Origin of the sequence: Enterobacter cloacae complex sp. P24RS (genome assembly GCF_014982165.1) — a bacterium.
GTDB classification, from domain to species: Bacteria; Pseudomonadota; Gammaproteobacteria; order Enterobacterales; family Enterobacteriaceae; genus Enterobacter; species Enterobacter quasihormaechei.
On record NZ_JADCKU010000017.1, the window covers coordinates 56,436 to 79,510 of the forward strand.

Genomic DNA, 23,075 nt, shown 5'->3' on the forward strand with positions numbered 1-23,075 from the left:
GTTTGCAGGCAGTGTGACGCTGACCGCATTTCCCGATCTTTCCGCCTGTTTCTTGAAAAACCGGCAGCTTTTGCGCGGTTTACTGTCAAAAATTTAAGGTGAGCGTGGAAGGCCTTAATTACTATTTTGAGAACTTTTCTCATTGGTGGGGGCCGTTATGACCGTACTGCACAGCGTCGATTTTTTTCCTTCGGGAGCTTCTCCGGTCGCGATTGAGCCACGGCTTCCTCAGGCTGCATTTCCTGAGCATCATCATGATTTTCATGAGATTGTGATTGTTGAGCACGGAACGGGCATCCACGTGTTCAACGGTCAGCCGTATACCATCAGCGGCGGCACGGTGTGCTTCGTGCGGGATCACGACAGGCACCTGTATGAACATACCGACAACCTGTGCCTGACCAACGTGCTCTATCGTTCTCCGGACGCGTTCCAGTTTCTCTCCGGGCTGAATCAGCTGTTGCCGCAGGAGAAGGATGGCCACTACCCGTCGCACTGGCGGGTGAATCAGTCCACGTTGCAGCAGGTGCGTCAGCTGGTGAGCCAGATGGAGCAGAGCGAGGACGCAGAGGAGACGCACGCGATTGCCACCCGCGAGCTGCTGTTTATGCAGCTGCTGGTGCTGCTGCGCCGCAGCAGCCTGGTGGAAGGGATGGAAAATAACGACGCGCGGCTGAACCAGCTCATGGCCTGGCTGGAAGATCATTTCGCTGAAGATGTCTGCTGGGAAACGCTGGCGGACGACTTTTCGCTCTCGCTGCGCACGCTGCATCGTCAGCTCAAGCAGCATACCGGGCTCACGCCGCAGCGTTACCTCAACCGTCTGCGCCTGATCAAAGCGCGCCATCTTTTACGCCATACCGATGAAAGCGTCACGGATATCGCTTATCGCTGCGGTTTCGGCGACAGTAATCACTTTTCGACGCTGTTTCGCCGGGAGTTTAGCTGGTCGCCGCGCGATATTCGTCAGGGGAAAGACGCGTTGCTTCAGTAACGCGAGGGCAGTCACCGTTTTTTTGCCGCAAAAAGGCTAATAATGTCCGGTTATTCGCCGTAGAGGTTGTGGTGTGGCTGCTCAGTTAATTCTTCGCAAAGATGATTTTTTTGCCTCCGCGAGTCAGGCCGTTGCGGTGGCGGACCGCTACCCGCAAAATGTCTTTGCCGAGCACACCCACGAGTTCTGCGAGCTGGTGATGGTGTGGCGTGGCAATGGCTTACACGTTCTCAACGACCGGCCCTACCGCATTACGCGCGGGGATCTGTTTTACATACGCGCCGAAGACAAACACGCCTACGCCTCGGTTAACGATCTGGTGTTGCAGAACGTCATCTACTGCCCTGACAGGCTTAAACTGAATGTCGACTGGGCGGGCAACATTCCGGGATTTCTGAATGCCGGAGGCGAACCGCACTGGCGCTTAAGCAGCAGCGGCATGGCTCAGGTGCGCCAGACGATTTCCCAGCTGGAGCAGGAGAGCCAGAAGGGCGACCCGGTGGCGAACCAGATGTCGGAGCTGCTTTTCGCCCAGCTGGTGATGACCCTGAAGCGCCATCGTTACGCCACGGATAATCCCTCCGCCACCACGCAGGAAGCGCTGCTGGATAAGCTGATCGCACTGCTTGCGGGCAGTCTGAACAAGAGTTTCGTGCTGGAAAAATTCTGCGAGCAGGAGCAGTGCAGCGAGCGCGCGCTGCGCCAGCAGTTCCGCACCCAGACGGGAATGACGATAAACCATTACCTGCGCCAGCTGCGCATCTGCCACGCCCAGTATCTGTTACAGCATACGGAGCTGATGGTCAGCGAAGTGGCGATGCGCTGCGGATTTGAGGACAGTAATTACTTTTCGGTGGTGTTTAACCGCGAGGTGGGGATGACGCCGGTTCAGTGGCGTCATCGCAGTCGAAAGGCGGCGTAATCAGTTCGCCATGCCGAGGCCGACAATGTTGGCGGCGATAATAATCACCACGCAGCCCAGGCTCAGCACGCCAACCGGACGGCGCCCGGCGTTGTTCCACTCCTTCAGCACCAGCCCAACCAGCCCGCCGCACAGCACGTAGAAGCTCATGTGCAGCATCCAGCTCATATAGTCATACTGCGCCGGAATGCTGGCGTGGCCCCAGGCGTAGAAGAAGAATTGCAGATACCACATCAGGCCGCCGAGCGCGGAGAGCAGAACGTTGGTAAGGATCAGGGGTTTTGCCAGCGAGAAGTCGGCTTTTACCGACAGGTTCTTCACTTTTGCCAGGCGAATGAAGCAGAAGCCGAGGTTTACCAGCGCGCCGCCGCCCATGATCACCACGTAGCTTGGCAGGGCAACATACAGCGGGTCGACGCCCAGCGCCGCAGCGGCCTCGTGCATCGGTTTGGCGGCGTTCATGGCAAACGACATGCCCGCCGAGAAGACGCCGCACATCACCGCCAGCAGCAGCCCTTTCTTCAGGTTGAACTCTTCGGCCCTGATGCCCATCTTGCGTTCTTTAAGCTGGCCTGCGCGGGTGACGATCCCCACGCCGATCACCGCCACCAGCACGCCCAGCAGCGTCATCCGGCCGCCCTGGGTGTTGATCAGCACATCGAAATGACCGTTAAGGATGGGCGTCATCAGGGTGCCCACTATCAGCGTAATGCCAATGGCGATGCCGATGCCCATCGACATGCCGAGGTAGCGCATGGTGAGGCCGTAGTTGATATTACCGATGCCCCACATTGCGCCGAACAGAAACACCGGCAGTAACGTGGAGGCGTTGAAGGAGGAGAAGTAGCCCCAGAAATCGGGCAGCAGCACGGCGCTGATGGTCCACGGCAAAATCAGCCAGGAGACCGTGCCGCCAACGGACCACATGGTTTCCCATGACCAGCCTTTCACCTTTTTAAACGGGGCATAGAAACAGGCAGCACTGGCCGCGCCTATCAAATGCCAGAAAATACCCATCGTAATCGCATGATTCATTTTTTTATCCTCATCGTTTTTATTGTCGGTGGCTTCCCGCCGACTTGATGAGTGTAAAAATTAGGCGGTTTGGGAACCTTCAGAAGGTTGCCGCACTTTTGTGGAGGGTGGCAATCAGCACGTTAAGCGCGTGAGCAGACTCACAATTTTGTGATTCATCGAAATTGTAATAACCCTATAAAAACTACGGCATTGATAATCATTTTCAATATCATTTAATTAACTATAATGAACCAACTGCTTACGCGGCATTAACAGCTGTGCCGCCCGACAATAATGGAGAGGATTATGAGTTATACACTGCCATCCCTGCCGTATGCCTACGACGCACTGGAACCGCATTTCGACAAGCAGACGATGGAAATCCATCACACTAAACACCACCAGACCTACGTGAACAACGCGAATGCTGCGCTGGAAAGCCTGCCAGAGTTCGCTAATCTGCCTGTTGAAGAGCTGATCACCAAGCTGGACCAGCTGCCAGCAGACAAGAAAACCGTACTGCGTAACAACGCGGGCGGTCACGCTAACCACAGCCTGTTCTGGAAAGGCCTGAAAACCGGCACCACCCTTCAGGGCGATCTGAAAGCGGCAATCGAGCGCGACTTCGGCTCCGTTGACAACTTCAAAGCGGAATTCGAAAAAGCCGCTGCAACCCGCTTCGGCTCTGGCTGGGCGTGGCTGGTTCTGAAAGGTGACAAACTGGCGGTCGTTTCTACGGCAAACCAGGACTCCCCGCTGATGGGTGAAGCCATCTCTGGCGCATCCGGCTTCCCAATTCTGGGCCTGGACGTGTGGGAACACGCTTACTACCTGAAGTTCCAGAACCGTCGCCCTGACTACATCAAAGCGTTCTGGGATGTCGTGAACTGGGACGAAGCCGCAGCGCGTTTCGCCGCTAAAAAATAAGGTTGCATTGACGCCTGTGAGAAGCGAGTCTGATGACTCGCTTTTTTTGTATCTGCGTAATGGAGGCAGCGATGCATTACCCGGTGAACGTGTTTACAGGCAAGGTAAGGGAGTACGACGGCAGCCGCCCGAGCGCCATCGCCAAAGTGCAGGTCGACGGTGAGCTGTCGCTGACCGAGCTCGGGCTGGTGGGCGACCAGCAGGCCGAAAAGAAAATCCACGGCGGGCCCGATCGCGCGCTGTGCCACTATCCTCGCGAGCACTATCAGCACTGGAAAACCGAATTTCCTGAACAGGCGGACCTCTTCGTCGCGCCCGCGTTTGGCGAAAATCTCTCAACGGAAGGGCTGACGGAAAAGAACGTCTTTATTGGCGATATTTACCGCTGGGGCGATGCCCTGATTCAGGTCACCCAGCCGCGCTCGCCGTGCTTTAAGCTCAACTACCATTTCGGTATTCAGGATATGTCGGCCCAGCTGCAAAACGCGGGCAAAACCGGCTGGCTGTATCGCGTTGTGCAGGCGGGACAGGTTTCTGCGGATGCGCCGCTTGAGCTCGCGTCGCGCCTGAGTGAGGTGTCGGTGTACGAGGCCTGCGCGATTGCCTGGCATATGCCTTTCGACGATGAACAGTATCATCGCCTGCTGTCGGCGGCGGGGTTGTCTACCAGCTGGACAAGAACGATGCAGAAGCGGCGTATAAGCGGGAAGATCGAGAGTAGTTCGCGGAGATTGTGGGGGAAATAGGCTCCGTAAAAAGTAGGCCGGGTAAGCGAAGCCGCCACCCGGCACATACCGTTACGAACGCTTATACAGCGGTAGCCACAGCGTTAACCGCAGCCCGCCCAGCGGGCTGTCATCGGCTTTCACCCAGCCACGGTGCTGCTGCATGGCGGTTTCAACAATCGCCAGACCCAGCCCCGTACCGCCGGACTCGCGGTCGCGCGCCTCGTCGGTGCGGTAGAACGGACGGAATATCTGCTCGCGATCTTCCGGGCTGACGCCTGGACCATCGTCATCAACAATGACGGTAATCCCGTCTTTATCCACCGAAAACGCCACTTCAATCTTCGTGTGCGAATAGCGCAGGGCGTTACGCACGATATTCTCCAGCGCGCTTTCCAGCGTGTTGGGGTTACCATAGAGCGGCCACGGGCCCGGCGGGAAGTTGACGGTGAACGATTTCCCCATCTGCTCCGCTTCGAACGCTGCGTTGTCCAGCACCTCGTGCCACAGGTGATTGGCTTTCACCGTTTCGCTCACCAGCGCGTTTTTCTGCTGATTACGCGACATCACCAGCAGATCGTTGATCATGCTGTCCAGACGATGCGCTTCCGTCTCAATACGCTCCAGCTCTTTGCTCTCACCGCTGCGGCGGCGCAGCAGGGCGGTGCCCAGCTGTAAGCGCGTGAGCGGCGTACGCAGTTCGTGTGAGATGTCCGAAAGCAGGCGTTGCTGGGCAGTCATCATCCGATCAAGCGCGCTGACCATCTGGTTAAAACTGGTGCCGGCGGCCAGGAACTCCTGCGGCCCGGATTCCAGCTCCGGATGCTGCCTGAGGTTGCCTTGTGCCACTTCGTCCGCCGCGTTTTTCAGCTTACGCGCCGGTTTCGCCAGGCTCCACGCCAGCCATAACAGCAGCGGGGAACTGACCAGCATTGTGACGATCAGCAGCAGGAGCGGACGGTCAAACAGCAGGTTGATGAAGTCGGACTGGGAACTGCTCGCAGGGCGAATCAGGTAGAGCTGGTAGTTATCTTCCCCATCCCGTACCGAGAAAGGGCCGACCATCTCTACCCGACCATATTTCTTTTTCTGTGGGTGATCGGCGTTATCCGCCTGGCCAATAAAGTTGCGGATGATTTGCATCTCATTGCGATCGGCCCCAATCACGCGACCTTCGCTGGTAACCAGCAGCAGCCGTTGTCCGGGGGGCGCCCACTTGTCGATAGCGCGAAACAGCCTGCGCCACCACATTAAATCGTTCGGCGGATCGTTTGCCAGCTCCGCTTCCACGTGCTGCTCGATCATCACGCCCTGACGTTGCTCGCTGTCGAGAAGCTCCGTCATCTGGCGTGAGTCGAGTTTTGGCAACATCAAAACGAGCATTAAAACCAGTGCCAGCGTCAGCCAGAAGATGGCGAAGATGCGGGCGGTTAAGCTGCCTATCATGAAGCGGAAACCATCAGATAACCGCGACCACGCAGGGTTTTAAACCATGGGTGACCGTCTTTACGCTCCGGCAGCTTACGGCGCAGGTTCGAAATATGCATATCGATGGCGCGGTCAAACGGGGTAAGGCGTTTGCCGAGCACTTCCTGGCTTAAGTGTTCACGTGACACCACCTGGCCGAGATGCTGCGCCAGCAGATACAGCAGGGTGAACTCGGTGCCGGTTAGCTCCAGCGTTTCACCGTCGAAGCTCGCTTCCTGGCGGCCCGGGTTCAGGCTCAGGGAGTCCACTTCCAGCGTAGGTGAACTGTTGTCGGTATTCTGCTGCTGCTCGCTCCAGTGAGAACGGCGCAGGATCGCACGAATACGGGCCACCAGTTCACGATCGTTGAACGGCTTAGGTAAGTAGTCATCCGCACCCAGCTCAAGGCCGAGAACGCGGTCAAGCTCGCTGCCGCGTGCGGTCAGCATAATAACGGGGGTCTGGTGTGTCTGGCGAAGCTCTTTCAACGTATCAATGCCGTTTTTCTTCGGCATCATGACGTCGAGCAAAAGTAAATCGATGCTGTCGTCAAGGAGACTCAGCGCCTGTTCCCCATCATGGGCAACCAGGACGTTGAAACCTTCCATGTCGAGCAACTCCTTTAAAAGAGATGTGAGCTCTCGGTCATCATCAACTAACAGGATTTTATTCATTGTTTAAATACCTCCGAGGCAGAAATTACGACATCAAGGCTATCTAATCCATGACTTTACGTTGTTTTACACCCCCTGACGCATGTTTGCAGCCTGAATCGTAGACTGTCTCTCGTTGAATCGCGACACGAAAGATTTTGGGAGCAAGTGATGCGCAAAGTTACCGCTGCCGTCATGGCCTCAACGCTGGCCTTCAGTGCGTTTAGCCAGGCTGCTGTAGCTAACATCAGCGATAACGGCTCCTCGGTTGAGGGCGCAACGCAGCACAGCAGCCAAAACCATATGTTTGACGGCATAAGTTTAACCGAACATCAGCGTCAACAGATGCGAGATCTGATGCAGAGGGCACGACACGACCAGGCCCCTGTTAATGTTAGCGAAATGGAGACAATGCATCGCCTTGTCACCGCAGAAAATTTTGACGAAAGCGCTGTACGCGCTCAGGCCGAAAAAATGGCGCAGGAACAGGTTGCCCGCCAGGTAGAAATGGCGAAGGTTCGCAACCAGATGTTCCACCTGCTAACGCCCGAGCAGCAAGCGGTTTTGAACACCAAACATCAGCAACGTATGAACCAGTTGCGTGAGGTTGCACGGATGCAGCGAAGCTCAGATATGACGCTTTTCAGTAGCAATAGCAGTACCCGTAGTAACCAGTAAACCCTGTTTTCCTTGCCATAGACACCATCCCTGTCTTCCCCCACATGATGTGGGGGTTTTTTTTACCCGTCGTTCAGGTTTGTTAACGCTTTATTCATCCTTTCACTCCACCACCATCCGTTATACTAGCGCCATGGCATGACAGGAGTGTTTATGAATCAATCCTATGGACGGCTGGTAAGCCGGGCCGCAATAGCCGCGACGGTGACGGCGTCGTGTTTGCTGATCATTAAAATCTTCGCGTGGTGGTACACCGGCTCGGTCAGTATTCTGGCGGCGCTGGTGGATTCGCTGGTGGATATTGCCGCCTCGCTGACCAACCTGCTGGTGGTGCGCTACTCGCTGCAACCGGCGGATGAAGAGCATACGTTTGGGCACGGCAAGGCGGAATCGCTGGCCGCGCTGGCGCAAAGCATGTTTATTTCGGGCTCCGCGCTTTTCCTGTTTTTGACCGGCATTCAGCACCTTATTTCGCCTTCCCCTATGAACGATCCGGGCGTTGGCGTGGTCGTAACGGTAGTTGCACTTATAAGCACACTAGTTCTTGTAACGTTCCAGCGCTGGGTCGTACGCAAAACTCAAAGCCAGGCTGTACGGGCCGATATGCTTCATTATCAGTCTGATGTTATGATGAATGGGGCTATTCTTATTGCGCTTGGTCTGGCCTGGTATGGCTGGCATCGGGCCGATGCGTTGTTTGCGTTAGGGATAGGGATCTATATTTTATACAGCGCGTTGCGGATGGGGTATGACGCGGTACAGTCGCTTCTTGACCGTGCGCTTCCGGACGCAGAACGTAATGAAATTTATGCCATCGTGGCCAACTGGCCTGGCGTTAGTGGCGCTCACGATCTTCGTACGCGGCAGTCAGGGCCGACCCGCTTTATTCAGATTCATTTGGAAATGGAAGACAACTTGCCACTGGTTCAGGCGCATATGGTCGCTGAACAGGTGGAGCAGGCGATTTTGCAGCGTTTCCCTGGGTCAGACGTCATTATTCACCAGGATCCGTGCTCTGTCGTACCCAGGGCGTTTTGAGCTTTCGTAATTCGTTGTAAAAAAGAGAGCCAGACCAGCATTTTGTGGATAAATTACCACCATATGGCCTGACCTGAATCAATTCAGCTGGAAGGGATTGATATACTATTTGCAGTATTCGACGGTTGAACAGTTTCTTCCGGCAGCAGATTTCAATTTTGCATTCCTAAGTTCAGAGGTAGTCATGATTAAGAAAATCGGTGTGTTGACAAGCGGCGGTGATGCGCCGGGCATGAACGCGGCAATCCGTGGGGTTGTCCGTGCAGCGCTGACGGAAGGTCTGGAAGTTTTTGGTATCTATGACGGTTACCTGGGCCTGTATGAAGACCGCATGGTTCAGCTGGACCGCTACAGCGTGTCTGACATGATCAACCGTGGCGGTACTTTCCTCGGTTCTGCGCGCTTCCCGGAATTCCGTGACGAACACATCCGCGAAGTGGCTATCGAAAACATGAAAAAACGCGGCCTGGACGCGCTGGTGGTTATCGGCGGCGACGGCTCGTACATGGGTGCAAAACGTCTGACGGAAATGGGCTTCCCGTGCATCGGCCTGCCTGGCACCATCGACAACGACATTAAAGGCACCGACTACACCATCGGTTACTTCACCGCGCTGGGTACCGTTGTGGAAGCGATTGACCGCCTGCGTGACACCTCTTCCTCTCACCAGCGTATTTCCATCGTTGAAGTGATGGGCCGTTACTGCGGTGACCTGACTCTGGCGGCGGCAATTGCCGGTGGCTGTGAGTTCGTAGTAGTTCCGGAAGTGGAATTCAGCCGTGAAGATCTGGTCGCTGAGATCAAAGCCGGTATCGCGAAAGGTAAGAAACACGCGATCGTTGCCATCACCGAGCACATCTGTGACGTTGACGAACTGGCGAAGTACATCGAAACCGAAACCAAACGCGAAACCCGCGCGACCGTACTGGGTCACATTCAGCGCGGCGGTTCCCCGGGCCCATACGACCGTATCCTGGCGTCCCGCATGGGTGCGTACGCGATTGAGCTGCTGCTTCAGGGCCACGGCGGCCGCTGCGTCGGTATTCAGAACGAGAAACTGGTTCACCATGACATCATTGACGCCATTGAAAACATGAAGCGTCCGTTCAAAGGTGACTGGCTGGACTGCGCGAAAAAACTGTACTGATTCGCTGTGTTTGTTATGCCCGGTGGCGCTGCGCTTACCGGGCCTGCGTAGCGACGAATGTAGGCCGGGTAAGGCGAAGCCGCCACCCGGCTTTTTTGTTCCCCTCCATTTTTTATTCCTCCACGTTATAGCCAATCTTTTTTTATTCTTTAATCATCGGTTAGCTTTCTGGCACGCTGCATTCATCAAAACACTGCATAAGAGAGCTGGGCGATGAAGAAATGGGGCGTGGGGTTAACATTATTGCTGGCATCGACCAGCGTTCTGGCAAAGGACATTCAGTTACTGAACGTGTCGTACGACCCGACGCGTGAGCTGTACGACCAGTACAACAAAGCTTTTGCGGCGCACTGGAAACAGGAAACCGGCGATAACGTGGTGGTTCGCCAGTCTCACGGCGGTTCCGGTAAGCAGGCGACATCGGTGATCAACGGCATTGAAGCTGATGTGGTTACCCTGGCGCTGGCTTACGACGTGGACGCCATTGCGGAGCGCGGCCGTATCGACAAAAACTGGATCAAACGCCTGCCGGACAACTCTGCACCCTACACCTCGACCATCGTCTTCCTGGTGCGTAAAGGCAACCCGAAACAGATTAAGGACTGGAACGACCTGGTGAAACCGGGCGTGTCGGTCATCACGCCGAACCCGAAAAGCTCCGGCGGCGCACGCTGGAACTACCTGGCGGCCTGGGGCTACGCGCTGCACCACAACAACGGTGACCAGGCGAAAGCACAGGAATTCGTGAAAGCGCTGTTTAAAAACGTCGAGGTGCTGGACTCCGGCGCGCGCGGCGCAACCAATACCTTCGTTGAGCGCGGCATCGGCGACGTGCTGATCGCCTGGGAAAACGAAGCCCTGCTGGCAACCCACGAGCTGGGTAAAGACAAGTTTGAAATCGTGACCCCGAGCGAATCCATCCTTGCTGAACCGACCGTCTCCGTAGTCGATAAGGTTGTTGATAAGAAAGGGACCAAAGCGGTGGCGGAAGCCTACCTGAAGTACCTTTACTCGCCGGAAGGTCAGGAAATTGCGGCGAAAAACTTCTATCGCCCGCGCGATGAGGCCATCGCGAAGCAATACGAGAACGCCTTCCCGAAACTGAAGCTGTTTACGATCGACGATGTTTTTGGCGGCTGGACTAAAGCGCAGAAAGAGCACTTCTCCAGCGGCGGCACCTTCGACCAAATCAGCAAGCGCTAGGCGTTTCATAAAGCACGACACGGTAACCCGGTGTGAGAAATCCGCCGGGTTTTTTATTTGGTCATCATTTTGCGTTACTCTTTTGCCTTTACTGAAAACAGGGAACGCGTTGTGAAAAAAATTATCTTACTGATTCTGATCGTTATCGCCCTTGCCGCAGGCGGCGTGTACTGGATGAAAGCGGGTAATCCGAATGCGTTGCGCCATATCGTGCTCGACCAGTGTGTGCCCAACCAGCTGCAAAACCGTAACCCGGCGCCGTGTGCGCAGGTGAAGCCGGACGCTGGCTACGTGGTGTTTAAAGACCGCAACGGGCCGCTGCAATACCTCCTGATGCCCACGTACCGTATTAACGGCACCGAAAGCCCGCTGCTGACTGAACCTCAGACGCCGAATTTCTTCTGGCTGGCGTGGCAGTCGCGTAACTTTATGAGCATGAAGCGGGGCGCCGACGTGCCTGACAGCGCCATTTCGCTGACCATCAACTCCCCGACCGGGCGCACGCAAAACCATTTCCATATCCACATCTCCTGCCTGCGCCCGGACGTGCGCGAGAAGCTGAACGCGGCGCAGGGGCAAATCAGCACCCAGTGGCTACCGCTTCCGGGCGGGCTGGAAGGGCATGAGTACCTTGCCCGTCGGGTGACGGAGAACGAACTGGTGCAGCGCAGCCCGTTTATGATGCTGGCGGAAGAGCTGCCGGAAGCCCGCGACCATATGGGACGCTTCGCGCTGGCGATGGCGCAGCAGTCGGACGGCTCGTTTGTACTGCTGGCGACGGAGCGTAACCTGCTGACCTTTAACCGCGCGTCGGCTGAGGAATTACAGGATCATCAATGCGATATCCTGAAGTGACCCCACCATAAATAGCGTTTACTCGGCCTGCCTGTCGCCGTAGACTTGCTGAAAAATTCTACAGGAGACAGGCATGTCGCTCTGGTTAACGCATCCTCTGCTGCTTCCCTCGCTGATCGTCGGCGTCACCATCGTGCTGTGGGCGACGTCGCTGTTGCCAGAATTTATTACCGCGCTGCTGTTCTTCACGGCGGCGATGACCGCCAGAATCGCCCCGCCGGAGGCGATCTTCGGCGGCTTTGCCTCGTCGGCTTTCTGGCTGGTGTTCAGCGGTTTTGTGCTCGGCGTGGCGATCCGGAAAACCGGCCTGGCGGACAGGGCGGCCCGGGCGCTGTCGGCAAAGCTTACCGACTCCTGGGTGCTGATGGTGGCAAGCGTTGTGCTCCTGAGCTATGCCCTGGCGTTCGTCATGCCCTCGAACATGGGGCGTATTGCGCTGCTGATGCCGATTGTTGCCGCAATGGCGAAGCGGGCCGGCATTGCTGATGGCTCGCGGGCGTGGTTTGGCCTGGCGCTTGCCGTAGGCTTTGGCACGTTCCAGCTTTCGGCCACCATCCTGCCCGCCAACGTTCCCAACCTGGTGATGAGCGGCGCGGCGGAAGGCTCATACGGTATCCACCTCAATTATGTTCCTTATTTGCTGCTGCACACGCCGGTGCTGGGCATTCTCAAAGGCCTGATTCTGATTGGCCTGATCTGCTGGCTGTTCCCCGGCAGCCCGAAACCGGCGAAGGATCTGGCGCCATCGGAACCGATGGGGCGTGACGAAAAACGGCTCGCCTGGCTGCTGGCGGCGGTGCTGGTGATGTGGGTGACGGAGAGCTGGCACGGCGTGGGCCCGGCGTGGACGGGGCTGGCAGCCTCGGTCATCGTCATGCTGCCGCGCATTGGTTTTATCACCGGCGAGGAGTTCTCCGCCGGGGTGAATATGCGTACCTGTATTTACGTCGCGGGTATTCTCGGGCTGGCGATTACGGTGACACAAACCGGTATTGGAGCGGCAGTGGGGGAGGCGTTGCTGCATATCATGCCGCTGGATGCAGACAAACCGTTTACCAGCTTCCTGGCGCTGACGGGGATCACCACGGCGCTCAACTTCATTATGACCGCCAACGGCGTTCCGGCGCTGTACACCACGCTGGCGCAGAGCTTCTCGGACGCGACCGGCTTCCCGCTACTGTCGGTGATCATGATTCAGGTGCTGGGGTATTCCACGCCGCTGCTGCCGTATCAGGCGTCGCCGATTGTGGTGGCGATGGGCTTAGGGAAAGTGCCTGCGAAGGCGGGCATGGTGCTCTGCCTGGCGCTGGCGATAGCGACGTATCTAGTGCTACTGCCGCTGGATTATCTGTGGTTTAGCCTGCTGGGACGGCTGTAAAAAAGCCCGGTGGCGCTGACGCTCACCGGGCCTACAGAACCGTAGGGCGGGTTAGCGAAGCGCCACCCGCCACCAAGGCAATTACGCCTGTTTAGCCGCTTCTGCTGCTTTAACGATCACCGCGAAAGCGTCAGCCTTCAGGGATGCGCCGCCAACCAGCGCGCCGTCGATGTCTGGCTGGGTGAACAGCTCAGCAGCGTTGGAGGCGTTAACGGAACCGCCGTACTGGATGATCACTTGCTCAGCCACTTTCGCGTCTGCTTTCGCAATGTGGTCACGGATGAACTTGTGCACCGCCTGAGCCTGCGCAGGAGTTGCAGATTTGCCGGTACCGATCGCCCAGACTGGCTCGTAAGCGATAACCGCGCCTTCGAACGCTGCCGCGCCCTGCGTTTTCAGCACGGCGTCGATCTGACGCGCGCACACTTCTTCGGTTTTGCCCGCTTCGTTTTCTGCTTCGGTTTCACCGATGCACAGAACCGGGATCAGACCCTGCTCTTTCAGCACGGCGAATTTCTTCGCGATGAATTCGTCAGATTCTTTGTGGTAGGTGCGACGCTCGGAGTGGCCGATGATGATGTATTTCGCGCCGATGTCTTTCAGCATTTCAGCGGAGGTTTCACCGGTGAATGCGCCAGACAGGTTAACGTCAACGTTCTGCGCGCCCAGCACGATGTGGCTGCCGTCAGCGGCACGTTTAGCCAGATCCAGGTACATATCCGGCGGAGCGATAGCAACCGCGCAGCCGGTCACGCCAGCCAGCTCTTTACGCAGGTTAGCAACCAGTTCGTTTACCATGTGGCGGCTGCCGTTCAGTTTCCAGTTACCCATCACTAAAGGATGTCGCATTTCAATTCTCCACGCTCAATAAGCGAATTAAGGAATATGGCCACCCTTAAGGGCAGCATGGTCTGTGAATCAGTATAGAGATTTTCCCTCGAAAGGCTTTGCTTTTTGTCATTAATTCGCCCCCTCGAGTGCGTCTGATAACGCCAGCTTAATCGGTTCAACCGCGAAGGTCAGCCCCTTTTCGCCGTTGTCTGCGACGACGTAGCGAACGGCGCCTTCCGTATCGGCGTAATAGCGTTTGTTTTTCCCGGCGGTAAGCAGTTTTTGCAGCTTTTGCTGGCTTTGCGCTTTGGTGAAGGTGGGGGTAAAGGCGCGCAGGATGGCGCTCATGTACTCCAGCGCTTTCGCTTTCGCCGCTTTCTGCTCTGGCCCCTGAATCGGCAGCCAGGTGATCTGCATACTTTTGATTTTTAACGTTCCGCGCTCAAGGGCAGTGGATGCATACAGATTCTCGTTAATTTTGCTGGCGGCGCGGGTCAGGGTCGGCGTATCGCGGGCACCGTCAATCGCACGAAACTCCCCCAGCGCAAGCGAGGGGTTTTCTTTGTTGAAGGCCTCGCGGAACTGGCTGATAGATTGATCGAAAGAGGGGGCGCCCGCCAGAAGATAGGGCGCGGTGACCGGGGAGGCCGTTTCCGCAGCGTACAGGGGGAAACTGGCGCTCAGCATCGCTAAACACAAATAAAGAGAGTGTGCCGAACTTTTCATCAACATTGCCCCTGGCCGTCATTGCCCATGATTAAAACGATATCTGGTTGGCTTGTCAAAAGGTCACAACTCCAGGGTAAAATGCGGGCTAAACAATAATAAGGAACCTTACATGACCATACAGCAGTGGCTGTTTTCATTCAAAGGGCGTATTGGACGCCGTGACTTCTGGATCTGGATGGCAGCGTGGGTTATCGCCATGCTGCTACTGTTTTTCGTTGCCTACAACGCCTGGCTGAGCACGCAAACCGCGGCGTTTGCGCTGGTCTGTTTGCTGTGGCCAACCGCGGCGGTGGTGGTGAAGCGTCTGCACGATCGTGGCCGCTCCGGCGCATGGGCTTTCCTGATTATTCTGGCGTGGATGCTGGTGGCGGGAAACTGGGCGATGCTGCCCTCCATCCTCCCGTGGGTAGTGGGCAGACTGCTGCCGACGGTTATCTTTGTGATGATGGTTGTCGAACTGGGCGCGTTTATCGGCACCCAGAGCGAGAACAAATACGGAAAAGATACCCTTGAGGTGAAGTACCGCTGATCACCAGTAGTGTTCAGCGGTCATGTGGCCCGGCCGGCGGCGAAGGTGCTTCGTCATCTGCCGGGTGTCCTTCAGCAGCTGCTGCGTATCGCGCACCATCTGCGGGTTACCGCACAGCATCACGTGGCTGGTGTCGGTATTCATCGGTAAACCCACTGCCTCTTCCAGCGTGCCGCTTTCAATCAGCGCCGGAACGCGGCCTGTTAACGAGCCGGCTGCGGTTTCGCGGCTGACCACCGTCTGAATCTTTAATTTCCCGCCGTAACGCTGTTCCAGCGCCTGCATCTGCGGCAAATAGCTCAGGTCGGCGGCGTAACGCGCGGCGTGGACCAGCACGATGTTCTTAAAGCGCTCCAGGTCTTTGCCGTACTCCAGAATAGAGAGATAAGGGCCGATGGCCGTACCGGTCGCCAGCATCCAGAGCGTTTCACAATCCGGAATTTCATCCAGCACAAAGAAGCCTGCCGCGTCGCTGACAATCTGCACCTCATCGCCCGGTTTCAGCGCAGCAAGGCGCGGGCTGAGCTTGCCGTCCGGAACGGTGACCAGGTAGAACTCGAGATCCGGGTTATCAGGCGCGTTAACGTAAGAGTAGGCGCGCTGTACGCGTTCACCGTCGATATCCAGCCCGAGCTTGGCAAACTGCCCGGCGGTAAACGGATGAACGGGCGCGTGCAGCGTGAGGCTAAATAGCGCATCGGTCCAGAACTGTACCTTTGTGACTTTACCTGTTACCCAGTCCGCCATGATCTTCTCCTGTGCTGTGTCTCTCTTCTATCTTCCGTACTTGTGGGAAACATTTCCAGCCCATTCGGGCCGGAAAGCTCTATCGATCAAACGGTTTTACAGAATGTGCGTCTGCACGTCCGGGTCTTTGCGATCGAGATAATGAATGGACTGAATGCGGCGAATGGTGCGGGATTTACCGCGGATCAGCAGGGTTTCGGTGGTGGCCATGTTGCCCTTGCGGGTGATGCCGTCCAGCAGATCGCCTTTGGTGATGCCGGTGGCGGAGAAGACCACATTGTCGCTGCGGGCCATATCGCTCAGGGCGAGCACTTTATTGGCTTCGATGCCCATCGCGGCACAGCGCGCCAGCTCGTCTTCACCGATGCGGCGGTTCTCGTCGCTGTCGCCTTTAACCTCATGGCGTGGCAGCAGGCGCGCCTGCATATCACCGTCCAGCGCGCGGATCACTGCCGCAGAGACCACGCCTTCCGGCGCGCCGCCGATGCCGTAAAGCACGTCGACTTCGCTGTCCGGCATGCAGGTCAGAATAGAGGCGGCAACGTCGCCATCCGGAATGGCAAACACGCGCACGCCGAGTGCTTGCAGATAAGAAATGGTGGCGTCGTGGCGCGGTTTCGCCAGAATGGTCACGGTGAGTTCGTTGAGCGGTTTACCCAGCGCCGCCGCGATATTGCGCAGGTTGGCATCCAGCGGCAGGCTGAGGTCGATTGCGCCTTTTGCGCCAGGGCCGACAATCAGCTTTTCCATGTACATGTCCGGCGCGTTGAGGAAGCAGCCTTTATCGCCCACGGCCAGCACCGCCAGCGCATTGGCCTGGCCCATCGCCGTCATGCGCGTGCCTTCAATCGGGTCGACCGCAATATCTACCGCATCGCCTTTGCCGGTTCCGACTTTTTCACCGATGTAGAGCATCGGCGCTTCGTCGATTTCGCCTTCGCCAATGACGATAGTGCCGTCGATATTGACCTGATTAAGCACAATGCGCATGGCATGGACGGCTGCGCCGTCTGCGGTATTTTTGTCGCCACGACCCAGCCACTTATAGCCTGCAAGGGCGGCAGCTTCGGTGACGCGGGAAAACTCGATAGCAAGTTCACGTTTCATGAGGTACTCGTACAATCAAAAGGAATTGCACGAAGTTTATCACAGAGTGGGGAGGGGCGAGGGGACCGGTGCGGTCGATGCCCCTCACCTTAACCCTCTCCCCAGAGGAGAGGGAATATAGGCTTACTCGTCGTGCTCTTCCCATGCCAGGGCACGTTTCACCGCTTTCTTCCATCCGCTGTAGCGGTAGTTGCGCTCGGTGGTTTCGATCCCAGGACGGAATTCGCGTTCGATTACCGCTTTTTCCTGAAGCTCATCGAGGTTTTGCCAGAAGCCAACCGCCAGGCCTGCCAGATACGCTGCGCCAAGCGCCGTCACTTCTCGCACCTCAGGACGCTCAACGCGGGTGCCCAGAATGTCGGACTGGAACTGCATCAGGAAGTTGTTGGCCACCGCGCCGCCGTCCACGCGCAGGGCGTGCAGACGAATGCCGGAGTCAGCCTGCATCGCTTCCAGCACGTCGCGCGTCTGGTAGGCGATGGATTCCAGGGTCGCACGAATGATGTGGTTTGAGTTCACTCCACGCGTCAGGCCGAAAATCGCGCCGCGGGCATACGGATCCCAGTACGGTGCGCCCAGACCGGTAAACGCGGGTACCACGTATACGCCGTTGGTGTCTTTCACCTTAGTCGCAAAGTATTCGGAGTCAAACGCATCGCTGATCAGCTTCATCTCGTCGCGCAGCCACTGAATGGACGCGCCCGCCATGAATACCGCCCCTTCCAGGGCATAGTTCACCTCACCGCGTGGGCCGCAGGCGATGGTGGTCAGCAGACCGTTTTCTGATTTCACCGCTTTCTCACCGGTGTTCATCAGCATAAAGCAGCCGGTACCGTACGTGTTCTTCGCCATCCCTTCCTTAACGCACAGCTGGCCGAACAGCGCCGCCTGCTGGTCACCGGCGATACCGGCGATAGGAATACGCGTGCCGCCTTTACCGCCGATGTTGGTCTGACCGTACACTTCTGAAGATTTACGCACCTGTGGCAGCATGGCGCGCGGAATGTCCAGCGCGTCCAGCATCTTGTCATCCCACTCCAGGGTGTTGATGTTGAACAGCATGGTGCGCGAGGCGTTGGTGTAGTCGGTGACGTGAACGCGTCCCTGAGTCATCTTCCAGATAAGCCAGGTATCGACGGTGCCGAACAGCAACTCGCCGCGTCGTGCGCGCTCGCGTGAACCTTCCACATGGTCGAGGATCCACTTCACTTTGGTGCCGGAGAAATAGGGGTCAATGACCAGCCCGGTTGCGCTGCGGATGTACTCTTCCATCCCGTCGCGCTTCAGCTTTTCGCAGATCTCTGACGTGCGGCGGCACTGCCAGACAATGGCATTGTAGATTGGCTTACCGGTTTCGCGCTCCCAGACAACGGTGGTTTCACGCTGGTTGGTGATACCGATAGCGGCAATCTCGTCAGAACTGATGTCGGCTTTTGCCAGTACTTCCACCAGCGTGGAGCTTTGTGACGCCCAGATCTCCATTGGGTCGTGTTCTACCCAGCCTGGACGCGGATAAATTTGCTCAAATTCGCGTTGAGACACGCTGACAATGTTCGCGTCGTGATCCATTACGACAGCGCGGGAGCTGGTAGTGCCCTGGTCGAGCGCAACGATATATTTTTTTTCGGTCATGGTATGTGTCCCGTAGTCAGATTACAGCGAAGCTTTTTGTTGTGCGGTGGAAGTCGTCTCTTTTTCCTCTTCCACACAGGTGTCGCACGGTAAGTGGCGACCAATTAATTTGCGATAGCCAAATGCGCCCAGCGCCGCCCCTACGATTGGCCCGAACAGCGGAACCAGGAAGTAAGGAATGTCCTTGCCGCCAGTGAAGGCGACATCGCCCCATCCGGCAAAGAAGGCGAAGGTTTTTGGGCCCAGGTCGCGCGCCGGGTTCATCGCAAAGCCGGTCAGCGGCCCCATCGACGCGCCGATAACCGCAATCAGCAGGCCAATCAGCAGCGGCGCCAGCGGGCCGCGCGGAATGCCGTTTCCGTCGTCGCCCAGCGCCATAATGACGCCCATCAGAATAGCGGTAATCACCATTTCAACTGCGAACGCCTGCACAAAATTAATATGCGGATTCGGATACGTTGAGAAAATGCCCGCCAGATCCAGACTTTCGACACTACCACGCACCATGTGGTGCGTCTGCTCGAAGTCGCTGAAAAGATTGTAATAAAGCCCGTAAACTAACGCCGCTGCGCAAAAGGCGCCGGCAAATTGTGAAATGATGAAAGGGACAACTTTGCGTCCGTCAAAGCACGCGAACAGCCACAATGCGATGGTCACCGCCGGGTTAAGATGTGCGCCGGAAACGCCTGCGGTCAGGTAGATGGCCATCGCCACGCCCAGACCCCAGATAATACTGATTTCCCACTGACCAAAACTGGCACCCGCCACTTTCAGTGCAGCGACACAGCCTACTCCGAAGAATATCAACAACCCGGTACCCAGAAACTCGGCAATGCACTGGCCTTTTAAGGTTGATGTCTGACTCATAATCGGAATCCTGCAAAAGAGTAATGTTTATTGTTTGCGTGACCGCCCGTGACAGTCACGGTGTCCTGTAGACACAGTGTTAATTTATCGTTAACGAGCACAAACGAGAAATATCGAAATCGAAATGTGTGGTCTGTGTCAATAAAATGAGCGTTTTCGCGCCATAAAGCGCGTTTTTGCATCAGATAATGATTATGGGCTGAATCATTTCTTTAACTTATGGGTTAACAACTTAGGGGGATATGCGGCGAACGCACCAGGACGAGGCCGAAAAGTGTTGCAAACCGCGATCTGCGTGGCATGCCGCTGGACAGGGGCGACGGCGCTCCATACAATCGGAACATATGTTGTGCGCGTTTATCTTAAAGCGTCGCCTTGCAATTCAGGAGAGGTAGGATCATGTCTTTAGAAGTGTTTGAGAAACTGGAATCGAAAGTACAGCAGGCGATTGACACCATCACGCTGCTGCAAATGGAAATTGAAGAGCTGAAAGAGAAGAACAACTCCCTGTCTCAGGAAGTTCAGAACGCTCAGCACAGCCGCGAAGAACTGGAGCGCGAAAACAACCAGCTGCGCGAACAGCAGAACGGCTGGCAGGATCGCTTGCAGGCGCTGCTGGGACGTATGGAAGAAGTCTGATTTCCTTTGGGAATGAATTGAGTAGGCCGGGTAAGGCGAAGCCGCCACCCGGCTTTTTTTTGCATCTCGCTTACCGATTAACTACTCAATGTCCAGCGCATCTTCGGAAAGGATAATCCCGGTATTGTCGGCATAAAGATGGTCGCCGGAGAAGAAGGTTACGCCGCCGAAATTGACGCGCACGTCGCTTTCGCCGATGCCTTCACCCGCTGCGCCAACCGGAATGGCGGCAATGGCCTGAATACCGATATCCAGGTCTTCCAAATCGTCCACCTGGCGCACGGAGCCGTAGACCACAATCCCTTCCCACTCGTTTTGCACAGCAAGGCGGGCAAGGTCTGCATCGATCAGTGCGCGGCGTACTGAACCGCCACCGTCCACCAGCAGGACGCGGCCACGGCCGTTCTCTTCGAGCAGATCGTACAGCAACCCGTTGTCCTCGAAACATTTCACCGTGATGATTTGCCCGCCAAATGACGACCGTCCGCCAAAGTTGGAAAACAGGGGTTCAACGACGTTGACATCTTCCTGGTAGATGTCGCAAAGCTCGGAGGTATCGTATTTCATAGGTTTAACGCTCTGTTGCTGCGAATGTGTTCAGTATATCGTGCGAAATGCGTTGTTGGCAAAATCATCAATTGTTAATTGATATTTGTCAGCTAACTCAGCGTCTGGCTTAAGACAATCCCGATGACGAACAGCAGGTTAGTCAGCAACGCGCCTTTTACCGTGCGTTCCAGCATCGGCGGCATGGCGGCCGGGCTAAGTTCACGCATCACGTATCGGGCCTGCTTAATCAACAGCGGTGCGGCGAGCACAAACAGCCAGCCCCACAGGCTGTGCAGAGAAATCAGGTTGAACAGCGCCAGGCAGACCAGCGCGCCGATGAGCAGGCAGGCGTGATAGCGGCGTGCATTCACCGGCCCCAGACGCACCGCAAGGGTGTTTTTACCGTTCTCGCGGTCGCTGTCGATGTCGCGCAGGTTATTGATATTTAGCACCGCTGTCGCCAGCAGGCCACAGGCGGTCGCGGGCAGGAACAGGGCAGGGATCACCGTATGTGCCTGCAAGTACCAGCTTCCCATCACGCTTAGCCAGCCGAAGAAAACCAGCACGGAGATATCGCCCAGGCCAATATACCCGTAAGGGCGCGTGCCGACGGTATAGGTAATGGCCGCAACAATGGCGAGCAGGCCCAGCACCAGGAAGCCAATGAAGTCGCTGGTGGTTTTCGAGGCGACCGTCACCAGCGCCAGCCCGGACAGGCAAATTAACACCACGGTGATAATCAACGCCCGCTTCATCTGTGCCTGGGTGATCACCCCTTTTTGCATCCCGCGCAGCGGCCCGATACGGTCAGGCTTGTCGCTGCCTTTTACCGCATCGCCATAATCATTCGCGAGGTTAGAGAGGATTTGCAGCAGCCCGGCGGTAATGAGCGCCAGACCTGCCACCAGCGGATCGAAATGCCCCTGCCACCAGGCAAGCGCGGTGCCGACAATAATAGCGGCAAAAGCCAGAGGAAGCGTTTTAGGGCGCAGACTTTCGAGCCACGCCTGCGTACGGCTGATATCAGTCATAGTTATTTAGCCAATAAAAAATGGGGGCAATAGCCCCCATCAACAGTGATGAAAATGCATTGAACGCGATTATAGAATAAAACGGCTCAGATCTTCATCTGCCACTAACGCATCCAGGTGTTTGCTCACATAGTCTGCGTCAATGGTAATGCTTTGACCGTTAAGGTCGCTCGCATCATAAGAGATGTCTTCCATCAGGCGTTCCAGCACGGTGTGCAGACGACGCGCACCGATGTTCTCGGTGGTCTCGTTGACCTGCCACGCGGCCTGGGCGATGCGCTTGATACCGTCATCGGTAAATTCAATGTTCACGCCTTCGGTCGCCATCAGCGCTTTGTACTGTACGGTCACAGAAGCGTTTGGCTCGGTCAGGATACGTTCGAAATCTTCGGTGGTCAGCGCCTGCAACTCAACGCGGATAGGCAGACGACCCTGGAGTTCCGGGATCAGGTCAGACGGACTGGCAATCTGGAACGCGCCGGAGGCGATAAACAGAATGTGGTCAGTTTTCACCATGCCGTGCTTGGTGGAAACGGTGCAACCTTCTACCAGCGGCAGCAGGTCGCGCTGAACACCTTCGCGGGAAACATCCGGGCCGGACGCGTTGCCGCGCTTACAGATTTTGTCGATTTCGTCGATAAAGACGATACCATGCTGCTCAACGGCGTCGATAGCGTCCTGTTTCAGCTCTTCCGGGTTAACCAGCTTCGCGGCTTCTTCTTCAATCAGCAGCTTCATCGCGTCTTTGATTTTCAGCTTACGCGCTTTCTGCTTCTGGCCGCCCAGGTTCTGGAACATGGACTGCAACTGGCTGGTCATCTCTTCCATGCCCGGAGGCGCCATGATTTCTACGCCCATCGGCGCGGCAGCGAGATCGATCTCAATCTCTTTATCGTCCAGTTCACCTTCGCGCAGTTTTTTGCGGAATGCCTGACGCGCAGCAGAAGGTTCAGCCTGCTGTTCGGCCTGTCCCCAGTTGTTTTTTGCTGGTGGGATCAGCACGTCGAGAATGCGCTCTTCGGCCATCTCTTCGGCGCGATAGCGGTTTTTCTCGATCGCCTGGACGCGCACCATCTTAATTGCCGAATCGGTCAAATCGCGGATGATGGAGTCCACTTCTTTACCCACATAGCCCACTTCGGTGAACTTGGTGGCTTCCACTTTGATGAACGGCGCGTTAGCCAGCTTGGCCAGACGACGGGCGATTTCGGTTTTACCCACCCCGGTCGGGCCGATCATCAGAATGTTTTTCGGCGTCACTTCGTGGCGCAGCTCTTCGTCGAGCTGCATGCGACGCCAGCGGTTACGCAGTGCGATAGCCACGGAGCGCTTAGCGTTGTCCTGGCCGATAATATGTTTGTTCAGTTCGCTGACAATTTCGCGTGGGGTCATTTCAGACATGGGCGATCC

General features: G+C 56.5%; 24 protein-coding genes. 12 read left to right on the forward strand and 12 right to left on the reverse strand.

Features of this window, described 5'->3' with window-relative positions; all coding sequences use genetic code 11:
* The first annotated feature begins 157 nt into the window (after positions 1 to 157).
* Positions 158 to 994 carry an HTH-type transcriptional activator RhaS gene (gene rhaS, locus INF58_RS17190; protein ID WP_063449704.1) on the forward strand — a complete coding sequence of 279 codons (837 nt, stop codon included), beginning with the start codon at positions 158 to 160 and terminating at the stop codon, positions 992 to 994.
* Positions 995 to 1,067: 73 nt separating this feature from the next.
* Entirely contained in the window at positions 1,068 to 1,916 is an 849-nt protein-coding gene (rhaR, locus tag INF58_RS17195) for an HTH-type transcriptional activator RhaR (RefSeq protein ID WP_063865449.1), read from the forward strand.
* Here rhaR and rhaT read toward each other — a convergent pair whose 3' ends face one another.
* Positions 1,917 to 2,951, reverse strand: a complete 1,035-nt coding sequence (gene rhaT, locus INF58_RS17200; RefSeq protein ID WP_102750825.1) for an L-rhamnose/proton symporter RhaT — start codon at positions 2,949 to 2,951, stop codon at positions 1,917 to 1,919.
* A gap of 288 nt (positions 2,952 to 3,239) precedes the next feature.
* Between rhaT and sodA the strand changes: the two genes are divergently transcribed.
* Complete coding sequence (sodA, locus tag INF58_RS17205; protein WP_003861999.1) at positions 3,240 to 3,860, forward strand: superoxide dismutase [Mn]; 621 nt, start codon at positions 3,240 to 3,242, stop codon at positions 3,858 to 3,860.
* Positions 3,861 to 3,931: 71 nt separating this feature from the next.
* A complete protein-coding gene (yiiM, locus tag INF58_RS17210) occupies positions 3,932 to 4,606 on the forward strand; it encodes a 6-hydroxyaminopurine reductase (protein WP_063865451.1) in 675 nt (224 codons plus the stop codon).
* Positions 4,607 to 4,657: 51 nt separating this feature from the next.
* On the opposite strand, the gene cpxA is transcribed toward yiiM, so the two are convergent.
* Positions 4,658 to 6,031, reverse strand: a complete 1,374-nt coding sequence (gene cpxA, locus INF58_RS17215; protein ID WP_015569937.1) for an envelope stress sensor histidine kinase CpxA — start codon at positions 6,029 to 6,031, stop codon at positions 4,658 to 4,660.
* Complete coding sequence (gene cpxR, locus INF58_RS17220; protein WP_003862004.1) at positions 6,028 to 6,726, reverse strand: envelope stress response regulator transcription factor CpxR; 699 nt, start codon at positions 6,724 to 6,726, stop codon at positions 6,028 to 6,030. Before cpxR ends, cpxA begins: the two co-directional genes overlap by 4 nt.
* Before the next feature lie 150 nt (positions 6,727 to 6,876).
* Here cpxR and cpxP point away from each other — a divergent pair, with 150 nt between their 5' ends.
* From cpxP to INF58_RS17250, 6 genes are all read left to right on the forward strand, one after another.
* A complete protein-coding gene (gene cpxP, locus INF58_RS17225) occupies positions 6,877 to 7,383 on the forward strand; it encodes a cell-envelope stress modulator CpxP (protein WP_193528167.1) in 507 nt (168 codons plus the stop codon).
* A gap of 153 nt (positions 7,384 to 7,536) precedes the next feature.
* Positions 7,537 to 8,421, forward strand: coding sequence for a CDF family cation-efflux transporter FieF (gene fieF, locus INF58_RS17230; RefSeq protein ID WP_193528168.1), 885 nt, complete (start codon positions 7,537 to 7,539; stop codon positions 8,419 to 8,421).
* A 184-nt stretch (positions 8,422 to 8,605) separates the two neighbouring features.
* Complete coding sequence (gene pfkA / locus INF58_RS17235) at positions 8,606 to 9,568, forward strand: 6-phosphofructokinase (protein WP_003862009.1); 963 nt, start codon at positions 8,606 to 8,608, stop codon at positions 9,566 to 9,568.
* Positions 9,569 to 9,781: 213 nt separating this feature from the next.
* The gene (locus tag INF58_RS17240) at positions 9,782 to 10,771 is read left to right on the forward strand and encodes a sulfate ABC transporter substrate-binding protein (protein ID WP_063865454.1); all 990 of its coding nucleotides are present in this window, start codon (positions 9,782 to 9,784) and stop codon (positions 10,769 to 10,771) included.
* 111 nt (positions 10,772 to 10,882) lie between these two features.
* Positions 10,883 to 11,626, forward strand: coding sequence for a CDP-diacylglycerol diphosphatase (locus INF58_RS17245; RefSeq protein ID WP_064910929.1), 744 nt, complete (start codon positions 10,883 to 10,885; stop codon positions 11,624 to 11,626).
* A gap of 73 nt (positions 11,627 to 11,699) precedes the next feature.
* Complete coding sequence (locus INF58_RS17250) at positions 11,700 to 13,004, forward strand: SLC13 family permease (RefSeq protein ID WP_193528169.1); 1,305 nt, start codon at positions 11,700 to 11,702, stop codon at positions 13,002 to 13,004.
* 81 nt (positions 13,005 to 13,085) lie between these two features.
* Here INF58_RS17250 and tpiA read toward each other — a convergent pair whose 3' ends face one another.
* A complete protein-coding gene (tpiA, locus tag INF58_RS17255) occupies positions 13,086 to 13,853 on the reverse strand; it encodes a triose-phosphate isomerase (RefSeq protein ID WP_006808674.1) in 768 nt (255 codons plus the stop codon).
* Between the two features lie 111 nt (positions 13,854 to 13,964).
* Entirely contained in the window at positions 13,965 to 14,561 is a 597-nt protein-coding gene (locus tag INF58_RS17260) for a DUF1454 family protein (protein ID WP_102750819.1), read from the reverse strand.
* A 112-nt stretch (positions 14,562 to 14,673) separates the two neighbouring features.
* On the opposite strand from INF58_RS17260, the gene INF58_RS17265 reads away from it, so the two are divergent.
* Positions 14,674 to 15,093, forward strand: a complete 420-nt coding sequence (locus INF58_RS17265) for a DUF805 domain-containing protein (protein WP_063865457.1) — start codon at positions 14,674 to 14,676, stop codon at positions 15,091 to 15,093.
* On the opposite strand, the gene fpr is transcribed toward INF58_RS17265, so the two are convergent.
* From fpr to INF58_RS17285, 4 genes are all read right to left on the reverse strand, one after another.
* A complete protein-coding gene (gene fpr / locus INF58_RS17270; protein WP_193528170.1) occupies positions 15,094 to 15,840 on the reverse strand; it encodes a ferredoxin--NADP(+) reductase in 747 nt (248 codons plus the stop codon).
* 96 nt (positions 15,841 to 15,936) lie between these two features.
* Positions 15,937 to 16,947 (reverse strand): class II fructose-bisphosphatase, encoded by a 1,011-nt coding sequence (gene glpX, locus INF58_RS17275; RefSeq protein WP_063449718.1) that lies wholly within the window; start codon positions 16,945 to 16,947, stop codon positions 15,937 to 15,939.
* 123 nt (positions 16,948 to 17,070) lie between these two features.
* Complete coding sequence (glpK, locus tag INF58_RS17280) at positions 17,071 to 18,579, reverse strand: glycerol kinase GlpK (RefSeq protein ID WP_063449719.1); 1,509 nt, start codon at positions 18,577 to 18,579, stop codon at positions 17,071 to 17,073.
* Positions 18,580 to 18,600: 21 nt separating this feature from the next.
* Positions 18,601 to 19,446 carry an MIP/aquaporin family protein gene (locus tag INF58_RS17285; protein WP_063865458.1) on the reverse strand — a complete coding sequence of 282 codons (846 nt, stop codon included), beginning with the start codon at positions 19,444 to 19,446 and terminating at the stop codon, positions 18,601 to 18,603.
* Positions 19,447 to 19,845: 399 nt separating this feature from the next.
* On the opposite strand from INF58_RS17285, the gene zapB reads away from it, so the two are divergent.
* Complete coding sequence (gene zapB, locus INF58_RS17290) at positions 19,846 to 20,085, forward strand: septal ring assembly protein ZapB (RefSeq protein WP_022649799.1); 240 nt, start codon at positions 19,846 to 19,848, stop codon at positions 20,083 to 20,085.
* 81 nt (positions 20,086 to 20,166) lie between these two features.
* Here zapB and rraA read toward each other — a convergent pair whose 3' ends face one another.
* From rraA to hslU, 3 genes are all read right to left on the reverse strand, one after another.
* Entirely contained in the window at positions 20,167 to 20,652 is a 486-nt protein-coding gene (rraA, locus tag INF58_RS17295; protein ID WP_003862032.1) for a ribonuclease E activity regulator RraA, read from the reverse strand.
* Positions 20,653 to 20,744: 92 nt separating this feature from the next.
* Positions 20,745 to 21,671, reverse strand: a complete 927-nt coding sequence (gene menA / locus INF58_RS17300; RefSeq protein WP_193528176.1) for a 1,4-dihydroxy-2-naphthoate polyprenyltransferase — start codon at positions 21,669 to 21,671, stop codon at positions 20,745 to 20,747.
* Between the two features lie 63 nt (positions 21,672 to 21,734).
* Positions 21,735 to 23,066: an HslU--HslV peptidase ATPase subunit gene (gene hslU, locus INF58_RS17305; protein ID WP_063449721.1), complete on the reverse strand. Its 1,332-nt coding sequence runs from the start codon at positions 23,064 to 23,066 to the stop codon at positions 21,735 to 21,737.
* Positions 23,067 to 23,075: the final 9 nt, after the last annotated feature.

What these genes read in the sequence shown, in the direction of transcription:
- rhaS (WP_063449704.1), top strand. Translation starts at nt 158, where the DNA reads ATGACCGTACTGCACAGCGTCGATTTTTTTCCTTCGGGAGCTTCTCCG.
- rhaT (WP_102750825.1), bottom strand. Translation starts at nt 2,951, where the DNA reads ATGAATCATGCGATTACGATGGGTATTTTCTGGCATTTGATAGGCGCG.
- sodA (WP_003861999.1), top strand. Translation starts at nt 3,240, where the DNA reads ATGAGTTATACACTGCCATCCCTGCCGTATGCCTACGACGCACTGGAA.
- yiiM (WP_063865451.1), top strand. Translation starts at nt 3,932, where the DNA reads ATGCATTACCCGGTGAACGTGTTTACAGGCAAGGTAAGGGAGTACGAC.
- cpxA (WP_015569937.1), bottom strand. Translation starts at nt 6,031, where the DNA reads ATGATAGGCAGCTTAACCGCCCGCATCTTCGCCATCTTCTGGCTGACG.
- cpxR (WP_003862004.1), bottom strand. Translation starts at nt 6,726, where the DNA reads ATGAATAAAATCCTGTTAGTTGATGATGACCGAGAGCTCACATCTCTT.
- cpxP (WP_193528167.1), top strand. Translation starts at nt 6,877, where the DNA reads ATGCGCAAAGTTACCGCTGCCGTCATGGCCTCAACGCTGGCCTTCAGT.
- fieF (WP_193528168.1), top strand. Translation starts at nt 7,537, where the DNA reads ATGAATCAATCCTATGGACGGCTGGTAAGCCGGGCCGCAATAGCCGCG.
- pfkA (WP_003862009.1), top strand. Translation starts at nt 8,606, where the DNA reads ATGATTAAGAAAATCGGTGTGTTGACAAGCGGCGGTGATGCGCCGGGC.
- INF58_RS17240 (WP_063865454.1), top strand. Translation starts at nt 9,782, where the DNA reads ATGAAGAAATGGGGCGTGGGGTTAACATTATTGCTGGCATCGACCAGC.
- INF58_RS17250 (WP_193528169.1), top strand. Translation starts at nt 11,700, where the DNA reads ATGTCGCTCTGGTTAACGCATCCTCTGCTGCTTCCCTCGCTGATCGTC.
- tpiA (WP_006808674.1), bottom strand. Translation starts at nt 13,853, where the DNA reads ATGCGACATCCTTTAGTGATGGGTAACTGGAAACTGAACGGCAGCCGC.
- INF58_RS17260 (WP_102750819.1), bottom strand. Translation starts at nt 14,561, where the DNA reads ATGAAAAGTTCGGCACACTCTCTTTATTTGTGTTTAGCGATGCTGAGC.
- INF58_RS17265 (WP_063865457.1), top strand. Translation starts at nt 14,674, where the DNA reads ATGACCATACAGCAGTGGCTGTTTTCATTCAAAGGGCGTATTGGACGC.
- fpr (WP_193528170.1), bottom strand. Translation starts at nt 15,840, where the DNA reads ATGGCGGACTGGGTAACAGGTAAAGTCACAAAGGTACAGTTCTGGACC.
- glpX (WP_063449718.1), bottom strand. Translation starts at nt 16,947, where the DNA reads ATGAAACGTGAACTTGCTATCGAGTTTTCCCGCGTCACCGAAGCTGCC.
- glpK (WP_063449719.1), bottom strand. Translation starts at nt 18,579, where the DNA reads ATGACCGAAAAAAAATATATCGTTGCGCTCGACCAGGGCACTACCAGC.
- INF58_RS17285 (WP_063865458.1), bottom strand. Translation starts at nt 19,446, where the DNA reads ATGAGTCAGACATCAACCTTAAAAGGCCAGTGCATTGCCGAGTTTCTG.
- zapB (WP_022649799.1), top strand. Translation starts at nt 19,846, where the DNA reads ATGTCTTTAGAAGTGTTTGAGAAACTGGAATCGAAAGTACAGCAGGCG.
- rraA (WP_003862032.1), bottom strand. Translation starts at nt 20,652, where the DNA reads ATGAAATACGATACCTCCGAGCTTTGCGACATCTACCAGGAAGATGTC.
- hslU (WP_063449721.1), bottom strand. Translation starts at nt 23,066, where the DNA reads ATGTCTGAAATGACCCCACGCGAAATTGTCAGCGAACTGAACAAACAT.